The sequence below is a fragment of the Rhodoferax sp. GW822-FHT02D07 genome, assembly GCF_058802405.1.
In genome coordinates this window covers 392,348-414,617 of record NZ_JBXAOD010000003.1, presented here as the reverse complement: position 1 = coordinate 414,617, position 22,270 = coordinate 392,348, and the positions used below count along the sequence as shown (strand labels likewise).

25 protein-coding genes and 1 riboswitch are annotated in these 22,270 nt (G+C 64.7%); of the genes, 19 read left to right on the top strand and 6 right to left on the bottom strand.

Going from position 1 to position 22,270, the window contains the following annotated elements; translation table 11 throughout:
• Nucleotides 1-44: 44 nt before the first annotated feature.
• Complete coding sequence (locus AC1RNN_RS10140) at nucleotides 45-758, top strand: hypothetical protein (RefSeq protein ID WP_493088687.1); 714 nt, start codon at nucleotides 45-47, stop codon at nucleotides 756-758.
• 15 nt (nucleotides 759-773) lie between these two features.
• On the opposite strand, the gene AC1RNN_RS10135 is transcribed toward AC1RNN_RS10140, so the two are convergent.
• Together AC1RNN_RS10135 and AC1RNN_RS10130 are read right to left on the bottom strand one after the other, a co-directional pair.
• Nucleotides 774-1,328 (bottom strand): adenine phosphoribosyltransferase, encoded by a 555-nt coding sequence (locus AC1RNN_RS10135; protein ID WP_493088686.1) that lies wholly within the window; start codon nucleotides 1,326-1,328, stop codon nucleotides 774-776.
• 72 nt (nucleotides 1,329-1,400) lie between these two features.
• Nucleotides 1,401-3,386 (bottom strand): monovalent cation:proton antiporter-2 (CPA2) family protein, encoded by a 1,986-nt coding sequence (locus AC1RNN_RS10130; RefSeq protein WP_493088684.1) that lies wholly within the window; start codon nucleotides 3,384-3,386, stop codon nucleotides 1,401-1,403.
• A 44-nt stretch (nucleotides 3,387-3,430) separates the two neighbouring features.
• On the opposite strand from AC1RNN_RS10130, the gene AC1RNN_RS10125 reads away from it, so the two are divergent.
• Genes AC1RNN_RS10125 through AC1RNN_RS10110 form a run of 4 tightly spaced genes read left to right on the top strand, consistent with a single transcriptional unit; the run spans nucleotide 3,431 to nucleotide 6,414 of the window.
• Nucleotides 3,431-4,441 carry a KpsF/GutQ family sugar-phosphate isomerase gene (locus AC1RNN_RS10125; RefSeq protein ID WP_493088682.1) on the top strand — a complete coding sequence of 337 codons (1,011 nt, stop codon included), beginning with the start codon at nucleotides 3,431-3,433 and terminating at the stop codon, nucleotides 4,439-4,441.
• Nucleotides 4,441-4,989 carry a KdsC family phosphatase gene (locus AC1RNN_RS10120; RefSeq protein WP_493088680.1) on the top strand — a complete coding sequence of 183 codons (549 nt, stop codon included), beginning with the start codon at nucleotides 4,441-4,443 and terminating at the stop codon, nucleotides 4,987-4,989. The genes AC1RNN_RS10125 and AC1RNN_RS10120 overlap by 1 nt, the downstream gene beginning before the upstream one ends.
• Nucleotides 4,958-5,611 (top strand): LPS export ABC transporter periplasmic protein LptC, encoded by a 654-nt coding sequence (lptC, locus tag AC1RNN_RS10115; RefSeq protein ID WP_493088678.1) that lies wholly within the window; start codon nucleotides 4,958-4,960, stop codon nucleotides 5,609-5,611. Before AC1RNN_RS10120 ends, lptC begins: the two co-directional genes overlap by 32 nt.
• A 26-nt stretch (nucleotides 5,612-5,637) precedes the next feature.
• A complete protein-coding gene (locus tag AC1RNN_RS10110; protein WP_493088676.1) occupies nucleotides 5,638-6,414 on the top strand; it encodes an SDR family oxidoreductase in 777 nt (258 codons plus the stop codon).
• 79 nt (nucleotides 6,415-6,493) lie between these two features.
• On the opposite strand, the gene rbp is transcribed toward AC1RNN_RS10110, so the two are convergent.
• The 3 genes from rbp to AC1RNN_RS10095 form a co-directional block, all read right to left on the bottom strand.
• A complete protein-coding gene (gene rbp / locus AC1RNN_RS10105) occupies nucleotides 6,494-6,946 on the bottom strand; it encodes an RNA-binding regulator (protein WP_493088674.1) in 453 nt (150 codons plus the stop codon).
• Nucleotides 6,947-7,110: 164 nt separating this feature from the next.
• On the bottom strand, nucleotides 7,111-7,341 hold the full coding sequence (locus AC1RNN_RS10100) for a zf-HC2 domain-containing protein (protein WP_493137393.1): 231 nt from the start codon (nucleotides 7,339-7,341) through the stop codon (nucleotides 7,111-7,113).
• Nucleotides 7,341-7,910: a sigma-70 family RNA polymerase sigma factor gene (locus AC1RNN_RS10095; protein ID WP_493088670.1), complete on the bottom strand. Its 570-nt coding sequence runs from the start codon at nucleotides 7,908-7,910 to the stop codon at nucleotides 7,341-7,343. Before AC1RNN_RS10095 ends, AC1RNN_RS10100 begins: the two co-directional genes overlap by 1 nt.
• 176 nt (nucleotides 7,911-8,086) lie before the next feature.
• Between AC1RNN_RS10095 and AC1RNN_RS10090 the strand changes: the two genes are divergently transcribed.
• Genes AC1RNN_RS10090 through AC1RNN_RS10075 form a run of 4 tightly spaced genes read left to right on the top strand, consistent with a single transcriptional unit; the run spans nucleotide 8,087 to nucleotide 10,601 of the window.
• Nucleotides 8,087-8,356: a BufA1 family periplasmic bufferin-type metallophore gene (locus AC1RNN_RS10090; protein WP_493088669.1), complete on the top strand. Its 270-nt coding sequence runs from the start codon at nucleotides 8,087-8,089 to the stop codon at nucleotides 8,354-8,356.
• A gap of 21 nt (nucleotides 8,357-8,377) precedes the next feature.
• Nucleotides 8,378-9,304 carry an MNIO family bufferin maturase gene (bufB, locus tag AC1RNN_RS10085; protein ID WP_493088667.1) on the top strand — a complete coding sequence of 309 codons (927 nt, stop codon included), beginning with the start codon at nucleotides 8,378-8,380 and terminating at the stop codon, nucleotides 9,302-9,304.
• Complete coding sequence (locus AC1RNN_RS10080; RefSeq protein ID WP_493088666.1) at nucleotides 9,301-10,086, top strand: HvfC/BufC family peptide modification chaperone; 786 nt, start codon at nucleotides 9,301-9,303, stop codon at nucleotides 10,084-10,086. Before bufB ends, AC1RNN_RS10080 begins: the two co-directional genes overlap by 4 nt.
• An 11-nt stretch (nucleotides 10,087-10,097) precedes the next feature.
• Nucleotides 10,098-10,601 carry a DoxX family protein gene (locus AC1RNN_RS10075; protein ID WP_493088665.1) on the top strand — a complete coding sequence of 168 codons (504 nt, stop codon included), beginning with the start codon at nucleotides 10,098-10,100 and terminating at the stop codon, nucleotides 10,599-10,601.
• Nucleotides 10,602-10,651: 50 nt separating this feature from the next.
• Here the strand turns inward: AC1RNN_RS10075 and AC1RNN_RS10070 are convergent, their stop codons facing one another.
• The gene (locus tag AC1RNN_RS10070; RefSeq protein ID WP_493088664.1) at nucleotides 10,652-11,854 is read right to left on the bottom strand and encodes an ammonium transporter; all 1,203 of its coding nucleotides are present in this window, start codon (nucleotides 11,852-11,854) and stop codon (nucleotides 10,652-10,654) included.
• Nucleotides 11,855-11,982: 128 nt separating this feature from the next.
• Nucleotides 11,983-12,181, top strand: a riboswitch (yybP-ykoY riboswitch).
• A 6-nt stretch (nucleotides 12,182-12,187) separates the two neighbouring features.
• On the opposite strand from AC1RNN_RS10070, the gene AC1RNN_RS10065 reads away from it, so the two are divergent.
• The 10 genes from AC1RNN_RS10065 (at nucleotide 12,188) to AC1RNN_RS10020 (ending at nucleotide 22,270) form a co-directional block, all read left to right on the top strand.
• Entirely contained in the window at nucleotides 12,188-12,745 is a 558-nt protein-coding gene (locus AC1RNN_RS10065; protein ID WP_493088663.1) for a TMEM165/GDT1 family protein, read from the top strand.
• 101 nt (nucleotides 12,746-12,846) lie between these two features.
• Nucleotides 12,847-13,476, top strand: coding sequence for a class I SAM-dependent methyltransferase (locus AC1RNN_RS10060; protein ID WP_493088662.1), 630 nt, complete (start codon nucleotides 12,847-12,849; stop codon nucleotides 13,474-13,476).
• Nucleotides 13,477-13,486: 10 nt separating this feature from the next.
• Nucleotides 13,487-14,461, top strand: a complete 975-nt coding sequence (locus AC1RNN_RS10055; RefSeq protein ID WP_493088661.1) for a hypothetical protein — start codon at nucleotides 13,487-13,489, stop codon at nucleotides 14,459-14,461.
• Between the two features lie 144 nt (nucleotides 14,462-14,605).
• On the top strand, nucleotides 14,606-15,754 hold the full coding sequence (metX, locus tag AC1RNN_RS10050; RefSeq protein ID WP_493088660.1) for a homoserine O-succinyltransferase MetX: 1,149 nt from the start codon (nucleotides 14,606-14,608) through the stop codon (nucleotides 15,752-15,754).
• Nucleotides 15,751-16,332, top strand: coding sequence for a methionine biosynthesis protein MetW (gene metW / locus AC1RNN_RS10045; RefSeq protein ID WP_493088658.1), 582 nt, complete (start codon nucleotides 15,751-15,753; stop codon nucleotides 16,330-16,332). Before metX ends, metW begins: the two co-directional genes overlap by 4 nt.
• Nucleotides 16,333-16,337: 5 nt before the next feature.
• Entirely contained in the window at nucleotides 16,338-17,165 is an 828-nt protein-coding gene (gene otnI / locus AC1RNN_RS10040; RefSeq protein ID WP_493088657.1) for a 2-oxo-tetronate isomerase, read from the top strand.
• A gap of 77 nt (nucleotides 17,166-17,242) precedes the next feature.
• Entirely contained in the window at nucleotides 17,243-18,703 is a 1,461-nt protein-coding gene (locus AC1RNN_RS10035) for a M20/M25/M40 family metallo-hydrolase (RefSeq protein ID WP_493088656.1), read from the top strand.
• A 17-nt stretch (nucleotides 18,704-18,720) separates the two neighbouring features.
• Complete coding sequence (locus AC1RNN_RS10030; protein ID WP_493088654.1) at nucleotides 18,721-19,563, top strand: alpha/beta hydrolase; 843 nt, start codon at nucleotides 18,721-18,723, stop codon at nucleotides 19,561-19,563.
• Between the two features lie 41 nt (nucleotides 19,564-19,604).
• Nucleotides 19,605-21,680 carry a putative bifunctional diguanylate cyclase/phosphodiesterase gene (locus tag AC1RNN_RS10025; RefSeq protein ID WP_493088652.1) on the top strand — a complete coding sequence of 692 codons (2,076 nt, stop codon included), beginning with the start codon at nucleotides 19,605-19,607 and terminating at the stop codon, nucleotides 21,678-21,680.
• On the top strand, nucleotides 21,677-22,270 hold the full coding sequence (locus AC1RNN_RS10020; RefSeq protein WP_493088651.1) for a chalcone isomerase family protein: 594 nt from the start codon (nucleotides 21,677-21,679) through the stop codon (nucleotides 22,268-22,270). The genes AC1RNN_RS10025 and AC1RNN_RS10020 overlap by 4 nt, the downstream gene beginning before the upstream one ends.

The following is a 22,270-nucleotide window of genomic DNA, read 5'->3' as shown; positions in this document are numbered from 1 at the left end:
CCTGCACTACACTCCGCTGCAACCTGGTTCCGAAAGCAATAACAATGTCCCTGTTCGGTTGGTTCACCAAGAAGCCGCAGCTTCCTCCCCTCGCTGCCGAGAGTTCAAGTCTGGGGCATATGGATGCCACCCTGCCTTTTAACCAGAATGGCAAATCGCGTTCCAGGGGACCGAATTCGGTGCCACCGGGCAGCCCCGCCAATCGCAGGCACGAACGACTGGAACGCCGCGAGCTGCTCTACACGGTGGTGCGCGAATCCATGACACGCGCCGGTCTGCTCTCGACCAGCTACAAGTTCAAGGTGCTCTCGCTCGATTCCCGCGGGCGCCAGTACCTCATCATGATGGACATGGCGCGCCAGAACGTGGGCGACCCGCAACGCCTGGCCGACATGGAAAGCCATATCGCCAAAGTCGCCAAGTCGCGCCACGACATCCTCGTCACGGCGGTCTACTGGCGGGTGAACGAACATGTGACAGCCGGCCTGAGACGCAGCGCACAGGCTGAGGCGCCTGCTGCCGCTCCAGCCGGTGGTGCGCCCGCAGCTGCGGCACCTCGCTATGAGCCTTTGCAGGCCGATGAAGTTGCGGCCTTCAAGCAGGCGCTGGCGGCCATTCCATCACCGGCCGCGCTGTCCGCACCGGGCGAAATCGTGCGCTCGGGCCGCCGTAATCCGGCGCCGCCCAGCTTTCAGGACACGGAGATGGACGACCGCAACTCGCCGCTCAGCGGCACGCAGTACGGCGACCTGAACTAAGCCGCCGCGCGGGGTTTAGTGGCCGCTGAAGTCGACCAAGGTGAACAAGGGCAGACTTGCCTCGCGCAGGCGGTCTGAGCCGCCCAGCTCGGGCAGGTCCACGATCGCCGCGCCTTCCATGACGACTGCGCCCAGGCGCTCGAGCAGCTTCTTGCCGGCCATCATCGTGCCGCCCGTGGCGATCAGGTCGTCGATCAGCAGCACGCGGTCACCGGCCTTGACGGCGTCGGTGTGCAGCTCCACCGTGGCGCTGCCGTATTCCAGCTCATAGGTCTCTTCCACCGTGGTGAAGGGCAGCTTGCCTTTCTTGCGGATGGGCACAAAGCCGATATTGAGCTCATAGGCCACCACGGCGCCCAGGATGAAACCGCGCGCATCCAGTCCGGCCACCACGTCGGGGCGCATGGCGGGGTCCATGTAGCGGTGCACAAAGGCATCGATGAGCACGCGGAACACCTTGGCGTTCTGCAGCAAGGTGGTGATGTCGCGGAACTGCACCCCGGGGGCGGGCCAATCGGGCACGGTGCGGATATGGTCCCTGAGGTAGTCGGCGACGGTTTGGTTTTGCATGGGGTGATGTCGGGAAAAATAAGGCAGGCGCCTAAAACAGGCGCTATTGTGCCCATAAGGCGGCCCGCCGGGTTAGCCTTTGAGCAACTTCTGCTCGGCTACCGCCAGTGCACCGGCCTTGCCCGAGAGCACCAGTGTGTCGCCGCCCTGGAGTGCCGTGTCCGGCGCTACGTTAGTGGTATCACCGCTTTGCCGGCGCAGGCTCATTACGCGGATGTCCAGTGCCTCCAGATCGAAATGCGAGAGCGGCTTGCCCGCCGCCTTGGCCGCCAGCGGCAGGGTCAGCGTGACCAGACGCTCCTGCTGCAACTCATCCACCGAATCGTCGTCCGCACCATGGAAGAAGCCGCGCAGCAGGTTGTAGCGTGCGTCGCGCTGATCCTGCACGATGCGGATCACGCGCCGCATGGGCACGCCCACCAGGGCCAGCGCATGGCTAGCCAGCATCAGCGAGCCTTCAATGGCTTCGGGCACCACCTCGGTGGCACCGGCTGCGCGCAGTTTGTCCAGCGCGTGGTCGTCCTGGGTGCGTACGATGACGGGTACCTGGGGCGCATGCGCATGGGTGTTGCCCAGAACCTTGAGTGCCGCGCCCTCACCTAGGTAAGTGATGACCACGGCGCTGGCACGGGCCAGGCCCGCTGCCATCAGGGCCTGCAGCCGGGCCGCGTCGCCAAACACCACCGAATGCCCGGCCGCGGCGGCCTGGCGCACGCGGTCTGGGTCCAGGTCCAGCGCCATGTAGGGAATGCCTTCGTGTTCCAGCACGCGCGCCAGGTTCTGGCCGCAGCGGCCAAAGCCGCAGATGATGACGTGCTGGTTGGCGCTGATAGACTTGCGCGCGATGGTGGTCATCTGCAGCGATTGCAGCAGCCACTCGCTGCTGACCAGTTTCATCACGATGCGGTTGCTGTACATCACGATGAAGGGTGTGGCCAGCATGGACAGCACCATGCTGGCCAGGATGGGGTTGAGCAGCGCGGGCGGTACCAATGCGTTCTTCTGCGCCAGTGTCAGCAGCACAAAGCCGAACTCGCCGGCCTGCGCCAGATAGAGGCCGGTGCGCAGGCCCACGCCCGAGGACGCGCCCAGGGCCTTGGCCAGTGCCGTGACCAGCGCAGCCTTGAAGAGAATCGGCAGTGCCACGAGCAGCAGCACCATGGGCCAGCGCTCCAGTACCAGGCGCCAGTCCAGCAGCATGCCGATTGAGATGAAGAACAGGCCCAGCAGCACGTCATGGAAGGGCCGGATATCGGTCTCCACCTGATGCTTGTATTCAGTCTCCGAGATCAGCATGCCCGCAATAAACGCGCCCAGCGCCAGGCTCAGGCCGGCCAGTTCGGTGAGCCAGGCCAGGCCCAGGGTGATGAACAACAGGTTGAGCACAAACAGCTCGTCGCTCTTGCGTCGTGCCACCAGCGTGAGCCAGCGCCGCATGACATGCTGACCGCCGACCATCAGCACGGTAACCAGGACCATGGCTTTCAGTCCGGCCCAGGCCAGCGCCTCAAACAGCTGCTCGCCCGAAGCACCCAGGGCAGGGATTAGCACCAGCAGCGGCACCACGGCCAAATCCTGGAACAGCAGCACGCCCATGACGCGCTTGCCATGCTCGGACTCTAGTTCCAGCCGCTCCACCATGAGTTTGACTACGATGGCCGTGCTGCTCATGGCCAGCGCGCAGGACAGCGCCAGCGCGGCCTGCCACTCCATGGTCCAGATGCGCGGCACCAGCAGCGCCAAGCCTAGTGTGGCGGCGGTGGCCAGGCAGATCGTCACCACCACCTGCAGCAGGCCCAGCCCGAATACATGCTGGCGCATGGCACGCAGGCGCGGCAGATTGAATTCCAATCCGATCACAAACATCAGGAACACCACGCCAAACTCGCCCAGGTGGCGCACGGCTTCGGAGTTTTGCGAGAGTGCCAGCGCGTTCGGGCCTATGACCACGCCCACCGCCAGATAGCCTAGCATGGGGGGCAGCTTGAGCGAGCGGCATACCACCACGCCCAGCACGGCCGCCAGCAGATAGAGCAGGGTGATTTCCAGTCCGGTCATGCCAGCATCCTAGCAAGAGACATGCGCGCCGATAAAATGCCCGAATGACAGTACTTGCAAGCAGCTCTTCTGCTGCCTCCACCGCGCGGACAAACCGGGTTCTAGCCCTGGCCAAGGACACCTTTGACATCGAGGCCGCCGCCGTGCTGGGTCTCAAGGACCGCATTGGCGAGCCCTTTGTGCAGACCGTCGAGCGCATCCTCGCCATCCAGGGCCGGGTGGTCGTCATGGGCATGGGTAAGAGCGGCCATGTAGGCCGAAAGATCGCTGCCACCCTGGCTTCCACCGGAACGCCTGCCTTCTTCGTGCATCCCGGCGAGGCCAGCCATGGTGACTTGGGCATGGTCACCGGCACGGATCTGGTGCTCATGATTTCCAACAGCGGTGAGTCGCAGGAAATGGCCGTCATCCTGCCGGTGCTCAAGCGTCTGGGCGCGTCGCTGGTCGCCATGACTAGCAACCCCGAGTCCACCATGGCGCGCTACGCTGACCTTTGGATTGACACCGGCGTGGCCAAGGAGGCCTGCCCGCTGAATCTCGCACCTACCGCCAGTACCACGGCCCAGCTGGCCATGGGCGATGCTTTGGCCGTGGCCTTGCTGGATGCGCGCGGCTTTCGCGCCGAAGACTTTGCGCGCTCCCACCCAGGCGGTGCGCTGGGCCGCAAGCTGCTCACCCATGTGAGCGATGTGATGCGCACCGGCGATGGTGTGCCGCGCGTGGCGCCCGGAGCAAGCTTTAGTGAGCTGATGCGCGAAATGAGCGCCAAGGGCCTGGGCGCTACCGCGGTGGTTGACGCTGCCGACCAGGTGCTGGGCATCTTCACCGACGGGGATCTGCGCCGCCTGGTCGAGCAGGGCGCCGACCTGCGCAGCAAGACCGCGCAGGACGTGATGCACGCCAAGCCCCACACCATAGGCGCGGACGCATTGGCTGTGGATGCAGCCGACCTCATGGAGGCCAAACGCATCACCAGCGTGCTGGTGACGGACGCGACGGGCGCGCTGTGTGGCGCGCTCAACAGCAACGACCTCATGCGCGCGAAAGTCATCTGATGGCTGGACCGGTATTGCAATTCGCCCCCGACCTGCTGCTGCGCGCGCAAAGCGTACGCGTGGTTTTTTTTGATGTGGACGGCGTGCTCACCGACGGCGGTCTTCTGTTTTCGGAGACGGGGGAGACCCTCAAGCGCTTCAACACGCTGGATGGCCATGGCCTCAAGCTCTTGCAGAAGGCCGGCATCACGCCCGTCATCATCACCGGGCGCGACTCGCAGCCATTGCGTGTGCGCTTGCAGGCCCTAGGCGTGACGCATGCCCATTTCGGCACCGAAGACAAGCGCCCTGCGGCCGAGCAGACGCTGCAGACCCTCGGGCTGGAATGGTCGCAAGCCGCAGCCATGGGCGACGACTGGCCCGACCTGCCGGTGATGCGACGCGCGGCCCTGGCCTGCGCGCCGAGCAATGCCCATGCGGAAGTGCTGGGCGCGGCCCACCACATCACGGCAGTGGCTGGTGGTCATGGCGCGGTGCGCGAGCTTTGCGATCTGCTGCTCGTGGCCAGTGGCCGTTATGCAGAGCTGCTGGCCGCCTATACCGAATGAGCCTTCCGTGAGAAACATCGTCTACGAAGCTTGGGAGCGCTTCCTGCTCTATCTGCCCCTGATGGTGATGGCCACCCTGGCTCTGGGCACCTACTGGCTGGTGCGCAGCACGCCTGCACCCGAAGTTGCCCAGGCCGAGCGTGTGCGCGGCCACGAGCCGGACTATTTCATGCACGGTTTCTCCATCAAGACCTATGACGTCCAGGGCCGCATGCGTTCGGAGGTGCAGGGCAACGTGGCACGCCATTACCCGGATACCAAGTGGATCGAGATCGAGGGTATCCGTATCCGTTCCTTCGACGCCCAGGGGCGACTTACCACCGCCAGTGCCCTGCGTGGTTTGACCAATGACAAAGGTTCCGAAGTCCAGCTGCTGGGCAAAGCCGTGGTGGTTCGAGAGGCCGACAAAAATGCGGCGGGCAAGCCCCTTCCCCGCATGGAATACCGTGGCGAGTTCCTGCACGCCTTTCTGGACGAGGAGATTGTGCGCTCCAATCAGCCGGTGGAACTCACGCGTGGCAAGGACCGGTTCACGGCGGATGCCATGGACTTTGACAATGTGGACCAGGTGATGCAATTGCGCGGCCGCGTGCGTGGCACGCTGGTGCCTGAGTCTCGCTGACCGTTTTCTCTTTTCTGGAGTACTGCATGGCACCCCTGATCTTCATTACCGGAGCCTCCAGTGGCATCGGCCAGGCCCTGGCCTGGCGCTACTACCAGGCGGGTTACGCCTTGGCACTGGTTGCCCGCCGGACGGAAGAGATTGAGGCATGGGCCCAGGCGCAGCAGCTGGATGCCGCCCGCTACCGCATCTACCGTGCGGATGTGGCCGAGGTGGACAGCATCGTGGCGGCAGGGCAGGCCTGCATCGCCGCGCAGGGCGTGCCGGATGTGGTTATTGCCAACGCAGGTATCAGTGTTGGCATGGACACTGCCATCCGCGGAGATCTGGATGTCATGGCCCGCACCTTCGCCACCAACAACCTGGGTTTGGCCGCCACCTTCCATCCTTTTGTTGCGGCGATGGAGCAGCGGGGTAGTGGTGCGTTGGTGGGGATCGGCAGCGTGGCCGGCATCCGCGGCCTGCCGGGTCATGGCGCCTACTGCGCGAGCAAGGCGGCCGTCATTGCCTACTGCGAATCGCTGCGGGGCGAGTTGCGCAGCAGTGGCGTGAAGGTGGTGACGTTGTGCCCTGGCTACATTGACACCCCGCTCACGCAGCAAAACCGTTACAGCATGCCCTTTCTGATGCAGCCCGAGGTATTTGCGGACCGGGCATTCCGGGCCATTGCACAGGGCGCGAGCTACTGCGTGATTCCATGGCAAATGGGTGTGGTGGCCAAGCTGCTGCGGGCCTTGCCCAATGCGCTGTTTGACAAGGTGCTGGCCGGGCGTCCCCGCAAGCGCCGGCAGGACGGTAGCTGACAACGGGGCTGTTGTTTTGGCAGCTACCAATGCAAAAGGGACCCGAAGGTCCCTTTTTTGTTGGGTCTAAGCCGAGGGCTTAGTAGCCGCCGCGGCCGCCGCCGCCATAGCCGCCACCGCCGGAGCGGTCGCCACCACCGTAGCCGCCGCCACCGGAGCGATCACCGCCGCCGTAGCCGCCACCACCGGAACGGCCGCCACCGAAGCCGCCGCCACCAGAGCGACCGCCACCGAAGCCACCACCGCCGCCGCCGCCGAAGCCGCCGGAACGGGGAGGACGGGGTTCCATGGGACGGGCTTCGTTCACCACGAGGCCACGGCCACCGAATTGTTGACCGTTCATGGCGCTGATCGCGGCTTGGGCTTCAGCGTCGCTGCCCATTTCCACGAAGCCGAAGCCCTTGGAGCGACCAGTGTCGCGTTCCATCATGACCTTGGCGCTGGAGACGGAACCGTGCTGGGAAAACGCTTGTTGCAGGTCTTCGTCACGGAAGGAATAAGGCAGGTTGCCTACGTAAAGTTTGTTGCCCATGGAGGGACTCCTCAAAATAACTCAAAACGCGATGGAGTCTTTAACCGCAATCAACAAACCAGTGAAGACTTAAAGCAGACGCGAAACTGACTAAACACCGCAAACTTGCACGCCCGTTTGCCGGGCAATGCCGAACCATTATGCGCCAGTTTTTTGAGAGGTGGCTATTTTTTTGATTTTTCTGTGGTAACCGATGCAGAAGTGGGGGTATCGCTGTAATTGCGCCACGCTTGCAGGCCGTTGCGCAGGGTCAGGATCTGGCGTTCAAAGCGCGGGCAGGCTGCGCAGGCTGCCAAGTGCAGGCGCAGCGCAAGCCGGTCAGTCCAAGGCAGAGCCCGGTCTTCGCGCGCCACCATCAGGGCGGCGGCTTCCTTGCAGGTTCTTCGAAATGGCATCATGGGTGAACGGCCTTTGCAAACCAGCGTTGCTCCAGGCACTCCCGCAAACGCAGGCGGGCCCGGTGCAGCTGCACGTACAGATTGGTCGGCGTGAGCTGCAATTCCTTACAAATTTCTTCGCTGGAGAGCTCCAGCCATTCCCGCATCAGGAACAAACGCCCCTGCACGGCGGGCAGCAGGCTGGTGCAGGCCTCCAGGATCTCAAAGAACTGGCGCTGGCTAGTGTCTTGCTCGGGGTTGCCCCATTCGGCGGGCAGCTCGCTGAAGTGGCCATCGGCGGTAAAGGCCATCAGGTCCAGCGGGTCAGCCTGTGCGTCGGGACTGCGGTCCAGACTGGTCGCCTCTCGGCTGTGGTGGCGCAGGGCGTCAATGATCTTGTGCTTGAGGATGCCCACCAGCCAGGTCTTGAGCTGGGAGCGGTTGTCAAAGGCCTGGGGCTTGGCAATGGCAGCCAGCACGGTGTCGGACACCGCGTCCTCGGCCCATGTTTCGTTGCGCAGCTGCAGGCGCGCGAACTTGAGCAGGTAGTCACGTAGGTCAGCGACCTGTTGTTCGAAGCTGGGCATGGGGTGGGCCTTGGGATGTGCGCGCAGTGTACGGTTTTGGGCCGCGCGAAAACTTTTTGCGTGGAGGCTGTAAGAAAAAAATGCCCTGCGGGACTAAAGCTCAACCAGTAGCCACGGCGCAATCCCGCACCTGGCAGCTGTACTGGTTGTATTCAACGTTCCAACAGGAGTTTTCCATGAACCAACGCGCCCTGATCGCCGCCACCGCTGCCAGCCTGATGACCCTGGCCCTCGCTTCCGCACCCGTGGCTGCGCAAGAGAAAGAAAAGTGTTTCGGTATTGCCAAGGCCGGCCAAAACGACTGCGCCAACCTGTCGGGCACGCATTCCTGCGCCGGCCAGTCCAAGGTGGACATGGGCAAGGACGAATGGAAGTACGTGGCCAAGGGCACCTGCAAGGACATGAAGGGCATGTCCATGGACGAAGCCAAGAAGATGAAGAGCTGAGCTCGGCCAACGGTCTGCACCATGTCCGCCACCCTCACTCCAATCCTGGCGCCGACCTCCCCTGCGGAGGTGGGCATCGGGTGGCGGCATCCCCATTACGCGGAGCTGCTGCAGCGGCAGCCCGCACTGGACTTTCTGGAAGTCCATTCTGAAAATTTCTTTGCCGAGGGCGGTGCCGCTCTGGCCGTGCTGGAGCAGGGCCGCGCTCACTACCCCGTCAGCCTGCACGGCGTGGGCCTGTCCCTGGGCTCGGCGGTGGGGCTGGACCCCTGGCACCTGGAGCAGCTTGCGCAGTTGGTGCAACGCATAGACCCTGTGCGCGTCAGCGACCACGCCTGCTTTGCGCGCGGTCGGGTGGGCGCGCAGACGGTGCATGGCTCCGATCTCTTGCCCATTCCTTTCTCGGACGAAGCGCTGGACGTGCTGTGCCGCCATGTGCAGCAGGTGCAGGACCGCCTGCAGCGCCGCTTCATGGTGGAAAACCTCTCGGCCTACCTGGGCTGGAACGATGCGGACGCGCACGACTGGTCCGAGCCCGAATTCCTCAGCGCACTGGCGCGCCGCACCGGTTGCCTCTTGCTGGTGGATGTGAACAACATCTATGTGAATGCGCGCAACGCCCAGCTCGCCGGGGCCGCGCGAGACCCGCTGCAGGCCTGTCGCACCTGGCTGGATGCCATTGCGCCCGAGGTGGTGGGCGAGCTGCATGTGGCCGGGCATTGCCATGTGGCTGATGCGCACGGCGAGATCGTCATCGACGACCATGGGAGCCGCGTGAGCCCCGCCGTCTGGGCGCTGCACCGGCATGCCCTGCAACGGTTTGGCCCCGTACCTACGCTGGTGGAGTGGGACACCGATGTGCCCGCGCTGGATGTGCTGCTAGACGAGGCAGACCTGGCCCGGCAGGCTGCGCACGAAGTGCTGGGTCCGCAGGAGCTGGCCGCATGAGCGCGCTGGCCCGCCAACAGCAGGCGCTGCTGGAGAGTTTGTTCTCTCCGCAGACTGCTGTTGCTACTGAATTCATAGCTACTCGCGCGGATTCCATGCGGGGTAGAGGCCTCAAAGCCTATCAGTCCAATGGCCACGCGCTAGCTCGGCGCACGCTGCAGGCGGCCTACCCGGTGCTGGAGCGAATGCTGGGTGAAGAGAGCTTTGCCGACCTGGCGCACGCCCTTTGGCATGCGACTCCGCCAGAGTGTGGGGACTTGGCGCATTGGGGCGATGCCCTGCCCGACTTCGTGGCTGCCAGCGCGCAGCTGGCGGACGAGCCCTACCTGCCGGACGTGGCCCGCGCCGAGTGGGCGCTGCACACGTGCGCCGCGGCGGCCGACGCCGCGCTGCAGGCTGACAGCCTCGCCCTGTTGGGCAGCCAGGAACTGGACACCCTGCATCTCCGCCTGGCGCCCGGCACCTGGCTGCTGCGCAGCCCCTGGCCGGTGGCCAGCATCCTGTTGGCGCACCGTGATGATGGTCCCAGCCTGTCCGAGGCTGGCGCGCGGCTGCGGGCCGGGCAGTCGGAAGACGTGCTGGTCTGGCGCCAGAGCTTTCGCCCCTGCGTGCGGGCGGCGGTGCCCGGCGAGGCCGATTTTGTGGCGGCGCTGCTGGCGGGCCAGGCCCTGGGCCCGGCGCTGGACGCGGCCCCCGCCCTCGACGTGCAAGCCTGGCTGGCCCAGGCCGTGCAAAGCGGCCTGCTGCTGGCTGTGCTCCCGATGTCCCCCACTGTTTGCTGATGAGGTTTGCCATGACACCAACCACCCTGCCGTCCCTGCCCCAGGCTTCCACCACCCTGCTGGGCCGTGCCTTTGCGCTATGGGATTGGCTGGTGCGCGGCCTGGAGGCTTTGCAGCCGCTGGCTGCGTTGCTGGCGCGCCTCTATGTGGCGCAGGCATTCTTTCTGTCGGGCCTGACCAAGCTGCGCGACTGGGACATCACGCTGGCCCTGTTTGCCGACGAGTACCACGTGCCCCTGCTGTCGCCGCCGGTGGCAGCCGTGCTGGGTACGGCGGGTGAGCTGGGCTTGCCCGTGTTGCTGGTGCTGGGGCTGGTCGGGCGCTTTGCGGCCCTGGGCCTGAGCGTGGTCAACCTGGTGGCCGTGGCCTCGCTGATGGAGATCGCCCCGGCTGCCCTGCAGCAGCACGTCACCTGGGGCGTGCTGCTGGCCGGCCTAGCGCTTTACGGCTGCGGCCCCTGGTCCCTGGGGCCGTGGGCGCGTAGGGCGCTGGAACGGAGCTTTCTGGTCAAATAGGGTTGTGGCCCCCATGAATAGTGCGCGAGCAGCTCCTGTTTCAATAGCAATTACCAGTTCGCTTCGCGCTCTGGCGTGGCGCTGATCTTGTGGATGGAGAGGTCGGCGCCGTCAAATTCCTCTTCCTGGCTTAGGCGCAGACCGGTGGTTGCCTTGAGCGCACCATAGACCACAAAGCCACCGGCGGCAGCCCAGGCCACGCCCATCAGGGTGCCGATCACCTGCGCGCCCAGGCTCACGCCGCCCAGCCCGCCCAGGGCCTGGCTGCCAAACAGGCCGGCTGCGATGCCGCCCCAGGTGCCGCACAGGCCATGCAGCGGCCAGACGCCCAGCACGTCGTCGATCTTCCACTTGTTCTGCGTTAGCGTGAACATCACCACAAAGATGGCGCCGGCCACGCCGCCCACCACCAGCGCGCCCAGCGGGTGCATCAGGTCCGAACCCGCGCACACCGCCACCAGGCCGGCCAGCGGGCCGTTGTGCACAAAGCCGGGGTCGTTTTTGCCCATGAGCAGGGCCACCAGCGTGCCGCCCACCATGGCCATGAGCGAGTTCACGGCGACCAGGCCGCTGATCTTGTCCAGCGTCTGCGCGCTCATGACGTTGAAGCCGAACCAGCCCACGGTCAGGATCCAGGCGCCCAGCGCGAGGAAGGGAATGCTCGATGGCGGGTGTGCCGAGATCGCGCCGTCCTTGCGGTAGCGGTTGCTGCGCGCGCCCAGCAGCAGCACGGCGCCCAGCGCAATCCAGCCGCCCACGGCGTGCACCACCACGCTGCCGGCAAAGTCGTGGAACTCGGCGCCGGTCAGGTCCTTGAGCCAGGCCTGCACGCCAAAGTGCTGGTTCCAGGCAATACCCTCGAAGAAGGGGTAGACCAGGCCGACGATGACGGCCGTGGCAATCAGCTGGGGCCAGAACTTGGCCCGCTCGGCAATGCCACCCGAAATGATGGCCGGGATGGCGGCGGCAAAGGTCAGCAGGAAGAAGAACTTCACCAGCGCATAGCCGTTCTGGGCGGCGAGTTGCTCGGCGCCCACAAAGAAGTGCGTGCCATAGGCCACGCCGTAGCCGACGGCGAAATACACCACGGTGGAGACCGAGAAGTCCACCAGGATCTTGACCAGCGCATTGACCTGGTTCTTGCGGCGAACCGTGCCCAGCTCCAGAAAGGCAAAACCGGCGTGCATGGCCAAGACCATGATGGCGCCGAGCAGGATGAACAAGGCGTCTGCGCCCTGTTTGAGTGCTTCCATACGTTCCTCTATCGTGTTACTGCTGCTTATTGGTGCAAATCCGCTGGGAATTCAACGAATGCACCAAAATGAAGCAAAAACTGCGCCAGTTTGGGACTAGGTGGAAACCCGTGCCTCCGGTTACAATGGCGGCTGTCATTGGGGAGTAGCCGCCCTTCTTCACTGAGAGGGGCTTGCGTCAACAGACTTGTGGTGCCGGGAACGGCGCCCATGGCGCAAGCAGGGCCCGTCACGCGGGTCTTGGCGAGACCTTTGACTGCACGCCTCCGATGTATTTGGCCGGGGGTGTCGTGCAGTCATAGGTATCTGTCCCCGGCCATGGACTTTTCATTCATGGAAGCATTCTTCATCTCCACAGGTATCGTCGCGCTCGCTGAAATGGGCGACAAAACGCAGCTGCTCGCGCTCTTGCTGGCCGCGCGGTTTCGCAAGCCCTGGCCCATCGTGTGGGGCATTCTGGTCGCCACCCTGGTCAACCACGCCATGGCCGGTGCGCTCGGTGCCTGGGTGACCACGGTCATCGGCCCCGACGTGCTGCGCTGTATCCTGGGCGGCTCCTTCATCGCCATGGCGGTGTGGATGCTGATTCCCGACAAGATCGATGACGAAGAGGCTGACGACCAGCCGCGCTGGGGCGTGTTCGGTACCACCGTGATCGCCTTCTTCCTGGCCGAGATGGGCGACAAGACCCAGATCGCCACCGTCATGCTGGCGGCCAAGTACCACGCCTACTTTTGGGTGGTTGCCGGTACCACGCTGGGCATGATGCTGGCCAACGCCCCCGTGGTCTGGCTGGGCGAGCGCATGACGCGCCTGGTGCCGCTCAAGGTGGTGCACATCGTGTCCGCCCTGATCTTTGCGGGACTGGGGCTCTACGCGCTGCTGGCCTGATCCTCTGAAATAGGGGCGTAAGCCCGGCGTTACGCAGGGATGGCGCGCCTGCGCCTCCCATAGACTGCTCCGGGGCCATTCGGCCGTCTTGTGGAGGCACTATGGGTGACGTCAACCAGTTCTTGTTCGCGCAGCGGGTGTTCCGGGGTTTCTCGGGCCGGGTGCTGGAAATCGGCTCCAAGGACTACGGCAACACCCAGCCCTTCCGCGAGCTGTTCAGCCATTGCGAGTACGTCGGTGTGGACCTGGAAGACGGCAAGAACGTCGATTACGTAGTCAACCTCGAGGAGGACCTGGGCCCCATCAAGGACCAGAAGTTCGACCTCATCATCATCTGCTCGGTGCTGGAGCACTCGCCCAGGCCTTGGGTGCTGGCGGCCAACATCCAGACCCTGCTGTCCGAGCGGGGCGTCATCTACTCCTGCCACCCCTGGGTGTGGCGGTATCACAAGTACCCGGACGATTACTTCCGCTTCTCGCCCAAGGGTATCCAGGTGATGTTTGACCAGGTGAACCTGTGGCTGCCCTCCATGTACTCGACCTACAAGGAGGGAGAGTTTCTCTCCTTCAGCCAGGACGAAGGCATTGACAACAAGATGGCCCAGATGGACGACCAAGGCCGCAAGTACCTGCCCTACCTGCAAACCGTCATGGTCGGCACCCGCGACACCTTGCGCTTTGCGGACCTCTACGAGGCTTACCTGGGTTTGAGCGCAGGCGCCCCGGCCTGAGCACGGCCCCATGCGGCACCTGCATTTTCTGATGGCGGGGCACTTCGAGAGTGCCGCTGATCTGGCCCGTTCCAACCTCGCGAGCGTGCGCATGCGCGCGCTGCCCGCCCTGAGGGCGCTGGAGGCTGCGGGCTACACGACGAGCTGGGGCGAGGAGGTGCAGGGTACGCCGGACCGCGTGGTGGTGACCAAAATCGGCGGGCATGACATTGCGGTGCGCCAGCCACAGTGGTTGGCGCAGATTGCGCAGGCCAAAAGCCGGGGCGCTTCCATCTGGGTGGATTACACCGACCACCATCTGGGCTACGCGTCCGTCATGTCGGGCTTCTACGCGTCGGTGCTGCCGCTGGCCGATGCCTATACGGTGCCGTCGTCGTGCATGCAACGCCTGCTGTTTGCCCATTGGCAGGGGCCGGTGCAGGTGGTGCCTGATGCCATTGAAGTGGATTGCGTCGCACCCAAAACAAGCCATGGCGAGCCGGTGACGGCGCTGTGGTTTGGCCACGCCAGCAACGTCGCCTACCTGCGTGCCTTTCTGGAGGAGGGGCTGGTGGCTGACCAGCCCCTGCGCCTGATCGTTCTCTCCAACCAGGCGGGGCTGGAAATACTCACACAGCGGCCCATAGAGGCTAGGGTTCCGCTGGACATTCTGGTGGCCGAGTGGTCCATCGACACCATGTGGGAGGCCGCGCAGCAGTCGGATGTGTGCCTGATCCCGAGTGACCCCCGGGATCCGCGAAAAATGGCGGTCAGCGCCAACCGCCTCGTCACCGCGCTGGCGCTGGGCCTGCCCACGGCGGCGGACCGGCTGGACAGTTATGCCGAGTTCGGTGCGTACTTCACCGACATCCGCAGTGCCGAGTTCGCTTCGCTGCTGGCGCAGCCCACCCGCCATGCCGACAGGGTGGCGGCGGCGCAAACCGCCGTGGTTCCCCGCTTTGCGCAGGCTGCCGTGTCGGCCACCTGGGCGCAGGTGCTGGGCTAGCGAAACAAGGCCCTTTGCTATACTGAATGCTCACAGCGCCAATTTGCTCCAGCTTGCGGGCGCTTAATAAATTCAGCTAAACACGGACCCGCCCTCAGGTATTGCAACCCGGCCCGCGTTTAGCGTTGCCGGGTTTTGTTTTTTATGCTGATTGCCACGCCCCAGTCCATGCGCTTTGACGCCCCTCTGCAGTTGCAGGGCGGGGCGTCCATCCATGGCTATTCCCTGAGTTACGAGACCTACGGCACCCTGAATGCCGACAAGTCCAACGCCGTGCTGGTCTGCCACGCGCTCAACGCCTCCCACCATGTGGCCGGCGTCTATGCGGGGCAGGACAAGAGCGAGGGCTGGTGGGACAACATGATCGGCTCCGGCAAGTCGGTGGATACCGACAAGTTCTTTGTCATCGGCGTGAACAACCTGGGCTCCTGCTTTGGCTCCACCGGCCCCATGCATACGCACCCCAACACCGGCCAGGTCTATGGCGCCGACTTCCCGGTGGTGACGGTGGAAGACTGGGTCAACGCCCAGGCCCGCCTGCTCGACGCGCTGGGCATCCAGACCCTGGCCGCGGTGCTGGGCGGCTCCCTGGGGGGCATGCAGGCGTTGAGCTGGACGCTGCAATACCCGGATCGCATGCGCCATGCGGTGGTGGTGGCCAGCGCGCCCAACCTCACGGCCGAGAACATTGCCTTCAACGAGGTGGCGCGCCGCGCCATCGTGACCGACCCAGACTTCCATGGCGGCCACTTCTACGCCCATGGCGTGGTGCCCAAGCGCGGCCTGCGCATCGCCCGCATGATTGGCCACATCACCTACCTGAGCGACGATGTGATGAACGAGAAGTTCGGTCGCGAGCTCAAGGATGCTGTGCTGGCCAGTGCCAACGGCTACAAGTACAGCACGCAGGACGTGGAGTTCCAGATCGAGAGCTACCTGCGCCACCAGGGCGACAAGTTTGCCGAGTACTTCGACGCGAACACCTACCTCCTGATCACGCGTGCGCTCGACTATTTCGACCCGGCTAAGGCCCATGGTGGCGACCTGAGCCAAGCGTTGGCGCGCGCGGCCTGCAAGTTCCTGCTGGTGAGTTTCACCACCGACTGGCGTTTCAGCCCCAAGCGCAGCCGCGAAATCGTCAAGGCCCTGCTCGACAACCGGCGCGAGGTCAGCTACGCGGAGATTGATGCGCCGCACGGGCATGATGCCTTTTTGCTGGATGACCCGCGTTACATGGGCGTCATGCGCTCCTACTTCGATAGCATTGCGCGCAGCGTGGAGGTCGCAGCATGACGGATATGAACACCTTGCACGCGATTGCCAGTTTGGTGCCCGAAGGTTCGCGGGTGCTGGATCTGGGCTGTGGCGATGGCGCCTTGCTGGACCACTTGCAGCGCGAGCGCGGCTGCAGCGGCTATGGCGTGGAACTGGACGACGCCAATGTGCTGGCCTGCGTGCAGCGCGGCGTCAATGTGCTGCAGCTCAACCTGGACCAGGGCCTGAGCATGTTCGAGGACGCGAGCTTTGATGTGGTGCTGCAGATCGACACCTTGCAGCATCTGCGCAATGCCGAAACCATGTTGCGCGAGACTGTGCGCGTGGGGCGCGTGGGCGTGGTGGCCTTTCCCAATTTCGCGCACTGGCCCAACCGCCTGAGCATCTTGCAGGGCCGCATGCCGGTCACCCGGCGCTTGCCCTACCAGTGGTACGACACGCCCAATATCCGAGTGGGTACCCATGCCGACCTGGCGGTATTGGCGCAGCGCAATGGCCTGCGGGTGCTCGACAGCTTTGGCTTGCAGGAGGGCAGCACGGTGCGCCTGGCGCCCAATCTGCGTGCTGGTACCTCGGTCTACAAGCTATCCCGCTGACTGCCATGCCCCGCTTCGCAGCCAACCTGAGTTTTCTCTACAACGAGCTGCCCTTTCTGGAGCGCTTTGCGGCGGCGGCCGAAGACGGGTTTGCCGGGGTGGAATTCCTCTTTCCCTACGCCTGGGAGCTTGAGGCCATTGGCCAGGCCTTGCGCCAGGCCGGCTTGCAGCAGGTGCTGCTCAATGCGCCGCCAGCGGGGCTAGACCGGGACAGCATGGCGGGTGCCTGGGACCGGGGCGAGCGCGGTACCGCCTGTCTGCCGGGGCGCGAGGCGGAGTTCCGCACCGGCATCCACGAGGCCTTGCGCTATGCCCGTGCGCTGGACTGTCCGCGCATCCACGTGATGGCGGGGCTGGTGGCGCCGGGCGCCGACACGGCCGCGCTGCACGCCACCTATATAGAGAACCTGCGCTGGGCAGCGCAGCAGGCTGCGCCCCAGGGCTGTACCCTGCTGATCGAACCCATCAACCCGCGCGACATGCCCGGCTACTTTCTGCGTCACCAGGCCCAGGCGCATGCCGTTGTTGCCGAGGTAGGGGCAGAGAATGTCAGGGTGCAGATGGACCTGTACCACTGCCAGGTGACCGAGGGCGATGTGGCCAGCAAGCTCCGCCAGTACCTGCCCACGGGGGCGGTGGGGCACATCCAGATTGCCAGCGTGCCCGAACGCCAGGAGCCCGATGGCGGGGAGCTGGACTACGGCTACCTGCTGGAGTTGCTGGACCAGCTGGGCTATGGCGCCTGGGTCGGTTGCGAATACCGGCCCCGCGGCGGAGCCGCGCCTGGCGCGACGCGCGCCGGTTTGCGCTGGCGCAAGTCGTTGGCGCGTTGAGGGTTTGCCACAGCCGAAAGGACTTGCGCCCATGGCATGATGGCGTTTTCGCAATTCCGCCGAACCAGGAGTTCGCTATGAACGCCCGCCTACCATCCGCCGCCTTGAACGCGCCACAAGCGCTGGAACAGGTCAGCCAAGCCTGGGACCGTGACATTGTTCACCGTCTGGAAGACTACATCCGCATCCCCGCGAAGTCCCCCATGTTCGATGCCGATTGGGCGACGGGTGCCTATATAGATACCGTGGTGCGCAACACCGCGCAGTGGATTGAATCCCAGAAGGTCGCCGGCCTCACGCTGGAGGTGGTGCGCCTGGAAGGCCGCACGCCGGTCATCTTCTTCGAGGTTGCGGCCAGCGGCAGTGCCTCGGCCCAGACCGTGCTCATGTATGGCCACCTGGACAAGCAGCCCGAGTTTTCGGGCTGGCGCAATGACCTAGGCCCCTGGACCCCCAAGTACGAAGACGGCAAGCTCTATGGCCGTGGTGGCGCCGACGACGGCTATGCCGCCTACGCCGCCATTGCCGCCCTGCAGGCGCTCAAGAGCCAGAACGTGGCGCACCCGCGCGTGGTCGGCCTCATCGAGACATGCGAGGAAAGCGGCTCCTACGACCTGCTTCCGTATATCGACATCCTCAAGCCGCGCCTGGGCGATGTGGGGCTGGTGGTCTGCTTGGACTCGGGCGCCGGCAACTACGACCAGCTCTGGCTCACCAACAGCCTGCGCGGCATGGCCAGTGGCGTGCTCAAGGTGGAAATCCTCACCGAAGGCATTCACTCCGGCGATGCCAGCGGTCTGGTGCCCTCCAGCTTTCGCATCATGCGCCAGGTGCTGGACCGCCTGGAAGACAGCGCCACCGGCCGCCTGCTGCCGCAAAGCTTCCATTGCGAGGTGCCGGGCGAGCGCCTGCGGCAGGCTCAGGCCACGGCCGCCATCCTGGGGCAGGAGCTGTTCAAGCGCTTCCCCTGGGCGCATTACGACTGCGGCGGTGCTACCACCTTCGCCTTGCCCACTACCACCGACCCGCTGGAAGCCCTGCTCAAGCGCACCTGGCAACCCACGCTGAGTGTGACCGGGGCCGACGGGTTTCCTGACCTGAAGAACGCCGGCAATGTGCTGCGCCCCTACACCGCCTTCAAGCTCAGCCTGCGCCTGCCGCCCCTAGTGGAAGCCGCAGACGCGGTGCAGGAGCTCAAGGCCCTGTTGGAAGACAACGCGCCTTACCAGGCCAAGGTCACGTTTGAAGGCCTCTCCAGCGCCACCGGCTGGAATGCCCCCGACACTGCACCCTGGTTCGAGTCTGCACTCAACGAAGCCTCGCAAGCCCATTTTGGTGCACCCTGTGGTCACATTGGCCAGGGCGGCACCATCCCGCTCATGAACATGCTCTCCAAGGGCTTTCCCAAGGCGCAGATGATGGTCTGCGGCGTGCTGGGGCCCAAGAGCAATGCGCACGGCCCCAACGAGTTTTTGCACGTTCCCTATGCCAAGAAGCTCACTGCGGCCGTGGCGCAGGTGATTTCCCGTTTCCCCTGAACCCTGGACACCCCCGCATGTGCGCTGACACCACCCTCACCACCTTTGTGGCCAGCGATGGCGATAACGTGGTCATTCAGGACTGGCCCCTTGAAGCGGGCGTGCGCCTGCGTGGCGTGGTCATCCTGGTGCACGGTCTGGGCGAGCACGCGGGCCGTTACGACCACGTGGCGCGCAAGCTCAATGAATGGGGCTTTGCGGTGCGGGGGTATGACCAGTGCGGCCATGGGGAGTCTGGAGGTGCGCCGGGTAGCCTGCCCACCGACACCCGCCTGCTCGATGACTTGGCCGACATCGTGGACAGCACGCGCGCCCGCATGGATAAGGACACGCCGCTGATCGTGCTGGGTCACAGCATGGGTGGCTTGGTGGCCGCACGCTTTGTGTCGCTGGGCATGCGTAAGGTGGACGCACTGGCCCTCTCTTCGCCCGCGTTGGACCCAGGGCTCAGCGCCTTCCAGAAGCTCTTGCTGGCGATTCTGCCGAGGTTCCTCCCGAACCTGCGGGTGGGCAACGGCCTGAATGCCGATTACATCTCCCATGACCCGGCCGTCGTCGCCGCTTACCGCGCAGACCGGTTGGTGCACGACCGCATTTCCGGCCGCCTGGCCCGCTTCATTGCCACCGCCGGTCCAGCCACCGTGGCCCTGGCGCCGCAATGGAAAGTGCCCACCCTGCTCATGTACGCGGGAGATGACCGCCTGGTGCGCCCCCAAGGCAGCCGGGATTTTCAGGCGGCAGCCCCCACCGCGGTGGTGAACACGCAGTGTTTCGACGGCCTCTACCACGAGATCTTCAACGAGCTGGACGCCACGCCGGTGTTCGCCGCCTTGCGCCAATGGCTGGACCAGCGCTTTTGAAGCTGGCATCGCCTGTGCTAGGCTGACATGCAAGCTGCCCTATGAACCGCTTTCCCCTGAGCTTCACCAATCTGCGCGCCCGCTGGCGTGCGGGTCTCCCGCTGCGTTACACCATGATGGTGGTGGTCGTGTTGGGCGTGAGCCTGCCCGCCCTGTTGCTGCTTACGCTGGAGCAGGAACTGGCCGAGAAATCGCAGAAAGCCCTGTTGGCGCAGAGTGAGACCGCGCTCATGAAGATTGGCAGCGTCTCTATCGCCGAGCCCATGTGGGTGGTGGACCGGGTGGCGCTGGATGCCGCCGCCGTGCGCCTGCTGGAAAGCCCGCAGGTGGTGGCTGTGCGCATCGAGGATGGGCTGGCCAACACGCCCGAGCTGGAGCGCGTGCGCTCGGACTACGGCAAGAACCTGGTGGCCGAAACTGGCCTGGGTAACCTGACGCGGCGCACCCAGACCGTGGTGCGTTCCGGCGAGGAGCTGGGCACGCTGGTGGTCTGGTTCGACGCCACCTATGGCCAGGGCCTGCTGCAGGCGCGGCGCAGCCAGATGCTGTCGCTTGTGGCCTTGCAGGTGCTGGCGATTCTGGCGGTGCTGATGCCGGTGCTGGTGTCGCGCGTGCTGCGCCCGATTGAACGGCTCAAGGAGCAGGCCTCCGCTCTGTTGGACCATGGGCAGGAAAGCGCCAACGACCGTAGCCGCTTTGTCTGGCGCCGCCAGGACGAGCTGGGCCTGCTGGGCCGCCACCTGAGCCGCGTGCAGGATGAATTGCGCACCCTGTTCGGCCAGCTCGGCACCAAAAATGCGCAGCTGCAGCAGATGGCGTTTTACGACCAGCTGACCGGCTTGCCCAATCGCGCGCTGTTTACTGACCTGGTGCAACGCGAGATGCTGCAGGCGCACCGCAGCCAAGAGCAATTCGGCATCTTCTTCATCGACCTGGACCGCTTCAAGGCCGTGAACGACTCCATGGGTCATGCGGCTGGTGACGAACTGCTGATCGAGACCGCCCGCCGCTTGCGCGATACGCTGCGCGAGGTGGATGTGGTGTGTCGCCAGAGCGGCGACGAATTTCTGGTCATGGTGCGCGATATCGACCACTGGGAGTCGCTGGGCGAGATGGCCGAGCGCATCCTGCGCGTGGTGGAGGAGCCGGTGGAGCTGTCCAACACCACGGTGCGTGTCTCGGCCAGCATCGGCATTGCGCTGTTCCCCGAGGATGCGCAGGACTTCGAGACCCTGGTCAAGCACGCTGACATTGCGGTCTACCAGGCCAAGACCCTGGGCCGTGCGCGCTACAGCTTCTTCCATTCCGAGCTCAACTTTCGCCTGCAGGCCAGCCTGGAACTGGAGCAGCAGCTGGCCCATGCGATTGCCCATGGCGAGCTGGTGCTGCACTACCAGCCCCAGGTGGACGCGAAGACCGGCCGCATGGTGGCCGTGGAGGCGCTGGTGCGCTGGCAGCACCCCACGCGCGGCCTGCTTTACCCGGGCCAGTTCATTGGTCTGGCCGAAGAGTCCGGCAAGATCGCCGAGATGGGCGTCTGGACCCTGCGCGAGGCCTGTCGCCAGCTCGCCGACTGGAAGGCCCGCGGCATCCAGGTGGGCAATATGGCGGTCAATGTGTCGGCGCTGGAGTTCCGCGACCACCGTCTGCTCGACAGCTTGCAGGCCGCGCTGGATGCCAGTGGTATTGCGCCCAGCGAGCTGGAGATCGAGATCACCGAAAGCGTGCTGATGGCAGAAACCGAGACCAGCCAGCGCATCATCGAACGCCTGCGGCAGCTCGGCGTGGGCATTGCGATTGACGATTTCGGCACCGGTTATTCCTCGCTGGCCTACCTCAAGCGCTTGCGCCCCAACCAGCTCAAGATCGACCGTTCCTTTGTGAACGATGCCGATGTGGACAGCGACTCGCGCGCCATCGTGCGCGGGGTCATCGGCCTGGCCGATGCCCTGGGCCTCAACGTGGTGGCCGAGGGCGTGGAGACCGTCGAACAACAGGCATTTTTAAGAGAGAGCGGCTGCCATACCCTGCAGGGCTTCTACATCGCGCGTCCGCTCGCGGTGGAGGCCCTGGAGTCCTGGATGGCGAACCGCCACACCAAGGAGGCTGTTCTATGACATTGATGTACCGCCGCGCTTGCGCAGCCCTGATGGCCGCGACCCTGTCGGGTATGGCGATACAGATGCCGGCCCAGGCCCAAAGCACGGTAAGCAGCACCTTCCCCCCTACACAGGTGGTGCAAGGGACCACGCTGTCCATCAATGGCATGGGCACGCGCTACCGGGCCATCTTCAAGGTCTATGACCTGGCGTTGTACACACCCGCCAAGGTCAGCACCGCCGAAGCCCTGATCGCCCAACCCGGTCCCAAGCGCCTGAACTTTGTTGCCCTGCGCGATGTGCCGGGTACCGACCTGGGCCTGGCGTTCATCAAGGGCTTGAACAGCAATTCCCCGCCGGAACTGGTGCAGAAGCACACCGCGTCCAGCACTCGCCTGATCGAGATTTTCTCAGGCCGCTCCAAGCTGGCCTCGGGCGACACCTTTGCTATGGAGTACGTGCCGGGCAAGGGCACGACCTTCTTCATCCAGGGCCAGCCCCAGGGCGCGCCTGTGGGCGATGCGGAGTTCTTCAACATGGTGCTCCGCATCTGGGTCGGCCCTGTGCCGGCTGACTTCAAGCTCAAGGACGCCCTGCTCGGGCAATAA

Bases quoted from the DNA above. Each gene is read 5' to 3' on its own strand.
- AC1RNN_RS10140 (WP_493088687.1), top strand. From the start codon at position 45: ATGTCCCTGTTCGGTTGGTTCACCAAGAAGCCGCAGCTTCCTCCCCTC.
- AC1RNN_RS10135 (WP_493088686.1), bottom strand. From the start codon at position 1,328: ATGCAAAACCAAACCGTCGCCGACTACCTCAGGGACCATATCCGCACC.
- AC1RNN_RS10130 (WP_493088684.1), bottom strand. From the start codon at position 3,386: ATGACCGGACTGGAAATCACCCTGCTCTATCTGCTGGCGGCCGTGCTG.
- AC1RNN_RS10125 (WP_493088682.1), top strand. From the start codon at position 3,431: ATGACAGTACTTGCAAGCAGCTCTTCTGCTGCCTCCACCGCGCGGACA.
- AC1RNN_RS10120 (WP_493088680.1), top strand. From the start codon at position 4,441: ATGGCTGGACCGGTATTGCAATTCGCCCCCGACCTGCTGCTGCGCGCG.
- lptC (WP_493088678.1), top strand. From the start codon at position 4,958: ATGCAGAGCTGCTGGCCGCCTATACCGAATGAGCCTTCCGTGAGAAAC.
- AC1RNN_RS10110 (WP_493088676.1), top strand. From the start codon at position 5,638: ATGGCACCCCTGATCTTCATTACCGGAGCCTCCAGTGGCATCGGCCAG.
- rbp (WP_493088674.1), bottom strand. From the start codon at position 6,946: ATGGGCAACAAACTTTACGTAGGCAACCTGCCTTATTCCTTCCGTGAC.
- AC1RNN_RS10100 (WP_493137393.1), bottom strand. From the start codon at position 7,341: ATGCCATTTCGAAGAACCTGCAAGGAAGCCGCCGCCCTGATGGTGGCG.
- AC1RNN_RS10095 (WP_493088670.1), bottom strand. From the start codon at position 7,910: ATGCCCAGCTTCGAACAACAGGTCGCTGACCTACGTGACTACCTGCTC.
- AC1RNN_RS10090 (WP_493088669.1), top strand. From the start codon at position 8,087: ATGAACCAACGCGCCCTGATCGCCGCCACCGCTGCCAGCCTGATGACC.
- bufB (WP_493088667.1), top strand. From the start codon at position 8,378: ATGTCCGCCACCCTCACTCCAATCCTGGCGCCGACCTCCCCTGCGGAG.
- AC1RNN_RS10080 (WP_493088666.1), top strand. From the start codon at position 9,301: ATGAGCGCGCTGGCCCGCCAACAGCAGGCGCTGCTGGAGAGTTTGTTC.
- AC1RNN_RS10075 (WP_493088665.1), top strand. From the start codon at position 10,098: ATGACACCAACCACCCTGCCGTCCCTGCCCCAGGCTTCCACCACCCTG.
- AC1RNN_RS10070 (WP_493088664.1), bottom strand. From the start codon at position 11,854: ATGGAAGCACTCAAACAGGGCGCAGACGCCTTGTTCATCCTGCTCGGC.
- AC1RNN_RS10065 (WP_493088663.1), top strand. From the start codon at position 12,188: ATGGAAGCATTCTTCATCTCCACAGGTATCGTCGCGCTCGCTGAAATG.
- AC1RNN_RS10060 (WP_493088662.1), top strand. From the start codon at position 12,847: ATGGGTGACGTCAACCAGTTCTTGTTCGCGCAGCGGGTGTTCCGGGGT.
- AC1RNN_RS10055 (WP_493088661.1), top strand. From the start codon at position 13,487: ATGCGGCACCTGCATTTTCTGATGGCGGGGCACTTCGAGAGTGCCGCT.
- metX (WP_493088660.1), top strand. From the start codon at position 14,606: ATGCTGATTGCCACGCCCCAGTCCATGCGCTTTGACGCCCCTCTGCAG.
- metW (WP_493088658.1), top strand. From the start codon at position 15,751: ATGACGGATATGAACACCTTGCACGCGATTGCCAGTTTGGTGCCCGAA.
- otnI (WP_493088657.1), top strand. From the start codon at position 16,338: ATGCCCCGCTTCGCAGCCAACCTGAGTTTTCTCTACAACGAGCTGCCC.
- AC1RNN_RS10035 (WP_493088656.1), top strand. From the start codon at position 17,243: ATGAACGCCCGCCTACCATCCGCCGCCTTGAACGCGCCACAAGCGCTG.
- AC1RNN_RS10030 (WP_493088654.1), top strand. From the start codon at position 18,721: ATGTGCGCTGACACCACCCTCACCACCTTTGTGGCCAGCGATGGCGAT.
- AC1RNN_RS10025 (WP_493088652.1), top strand. From the start codon at position 19,605: ATGAACCGCTTTCCCCTGAGCTTCACCAATCTGCGCGCCCGCTGGCGT.
- AC1RNN_RS10020 (WP_493088651.1), top strand. From the start codon at position 21,677: ATGACATTGATGTACCGCCGCGCTTGCGCAGCCCTGATGGCCGCGACC.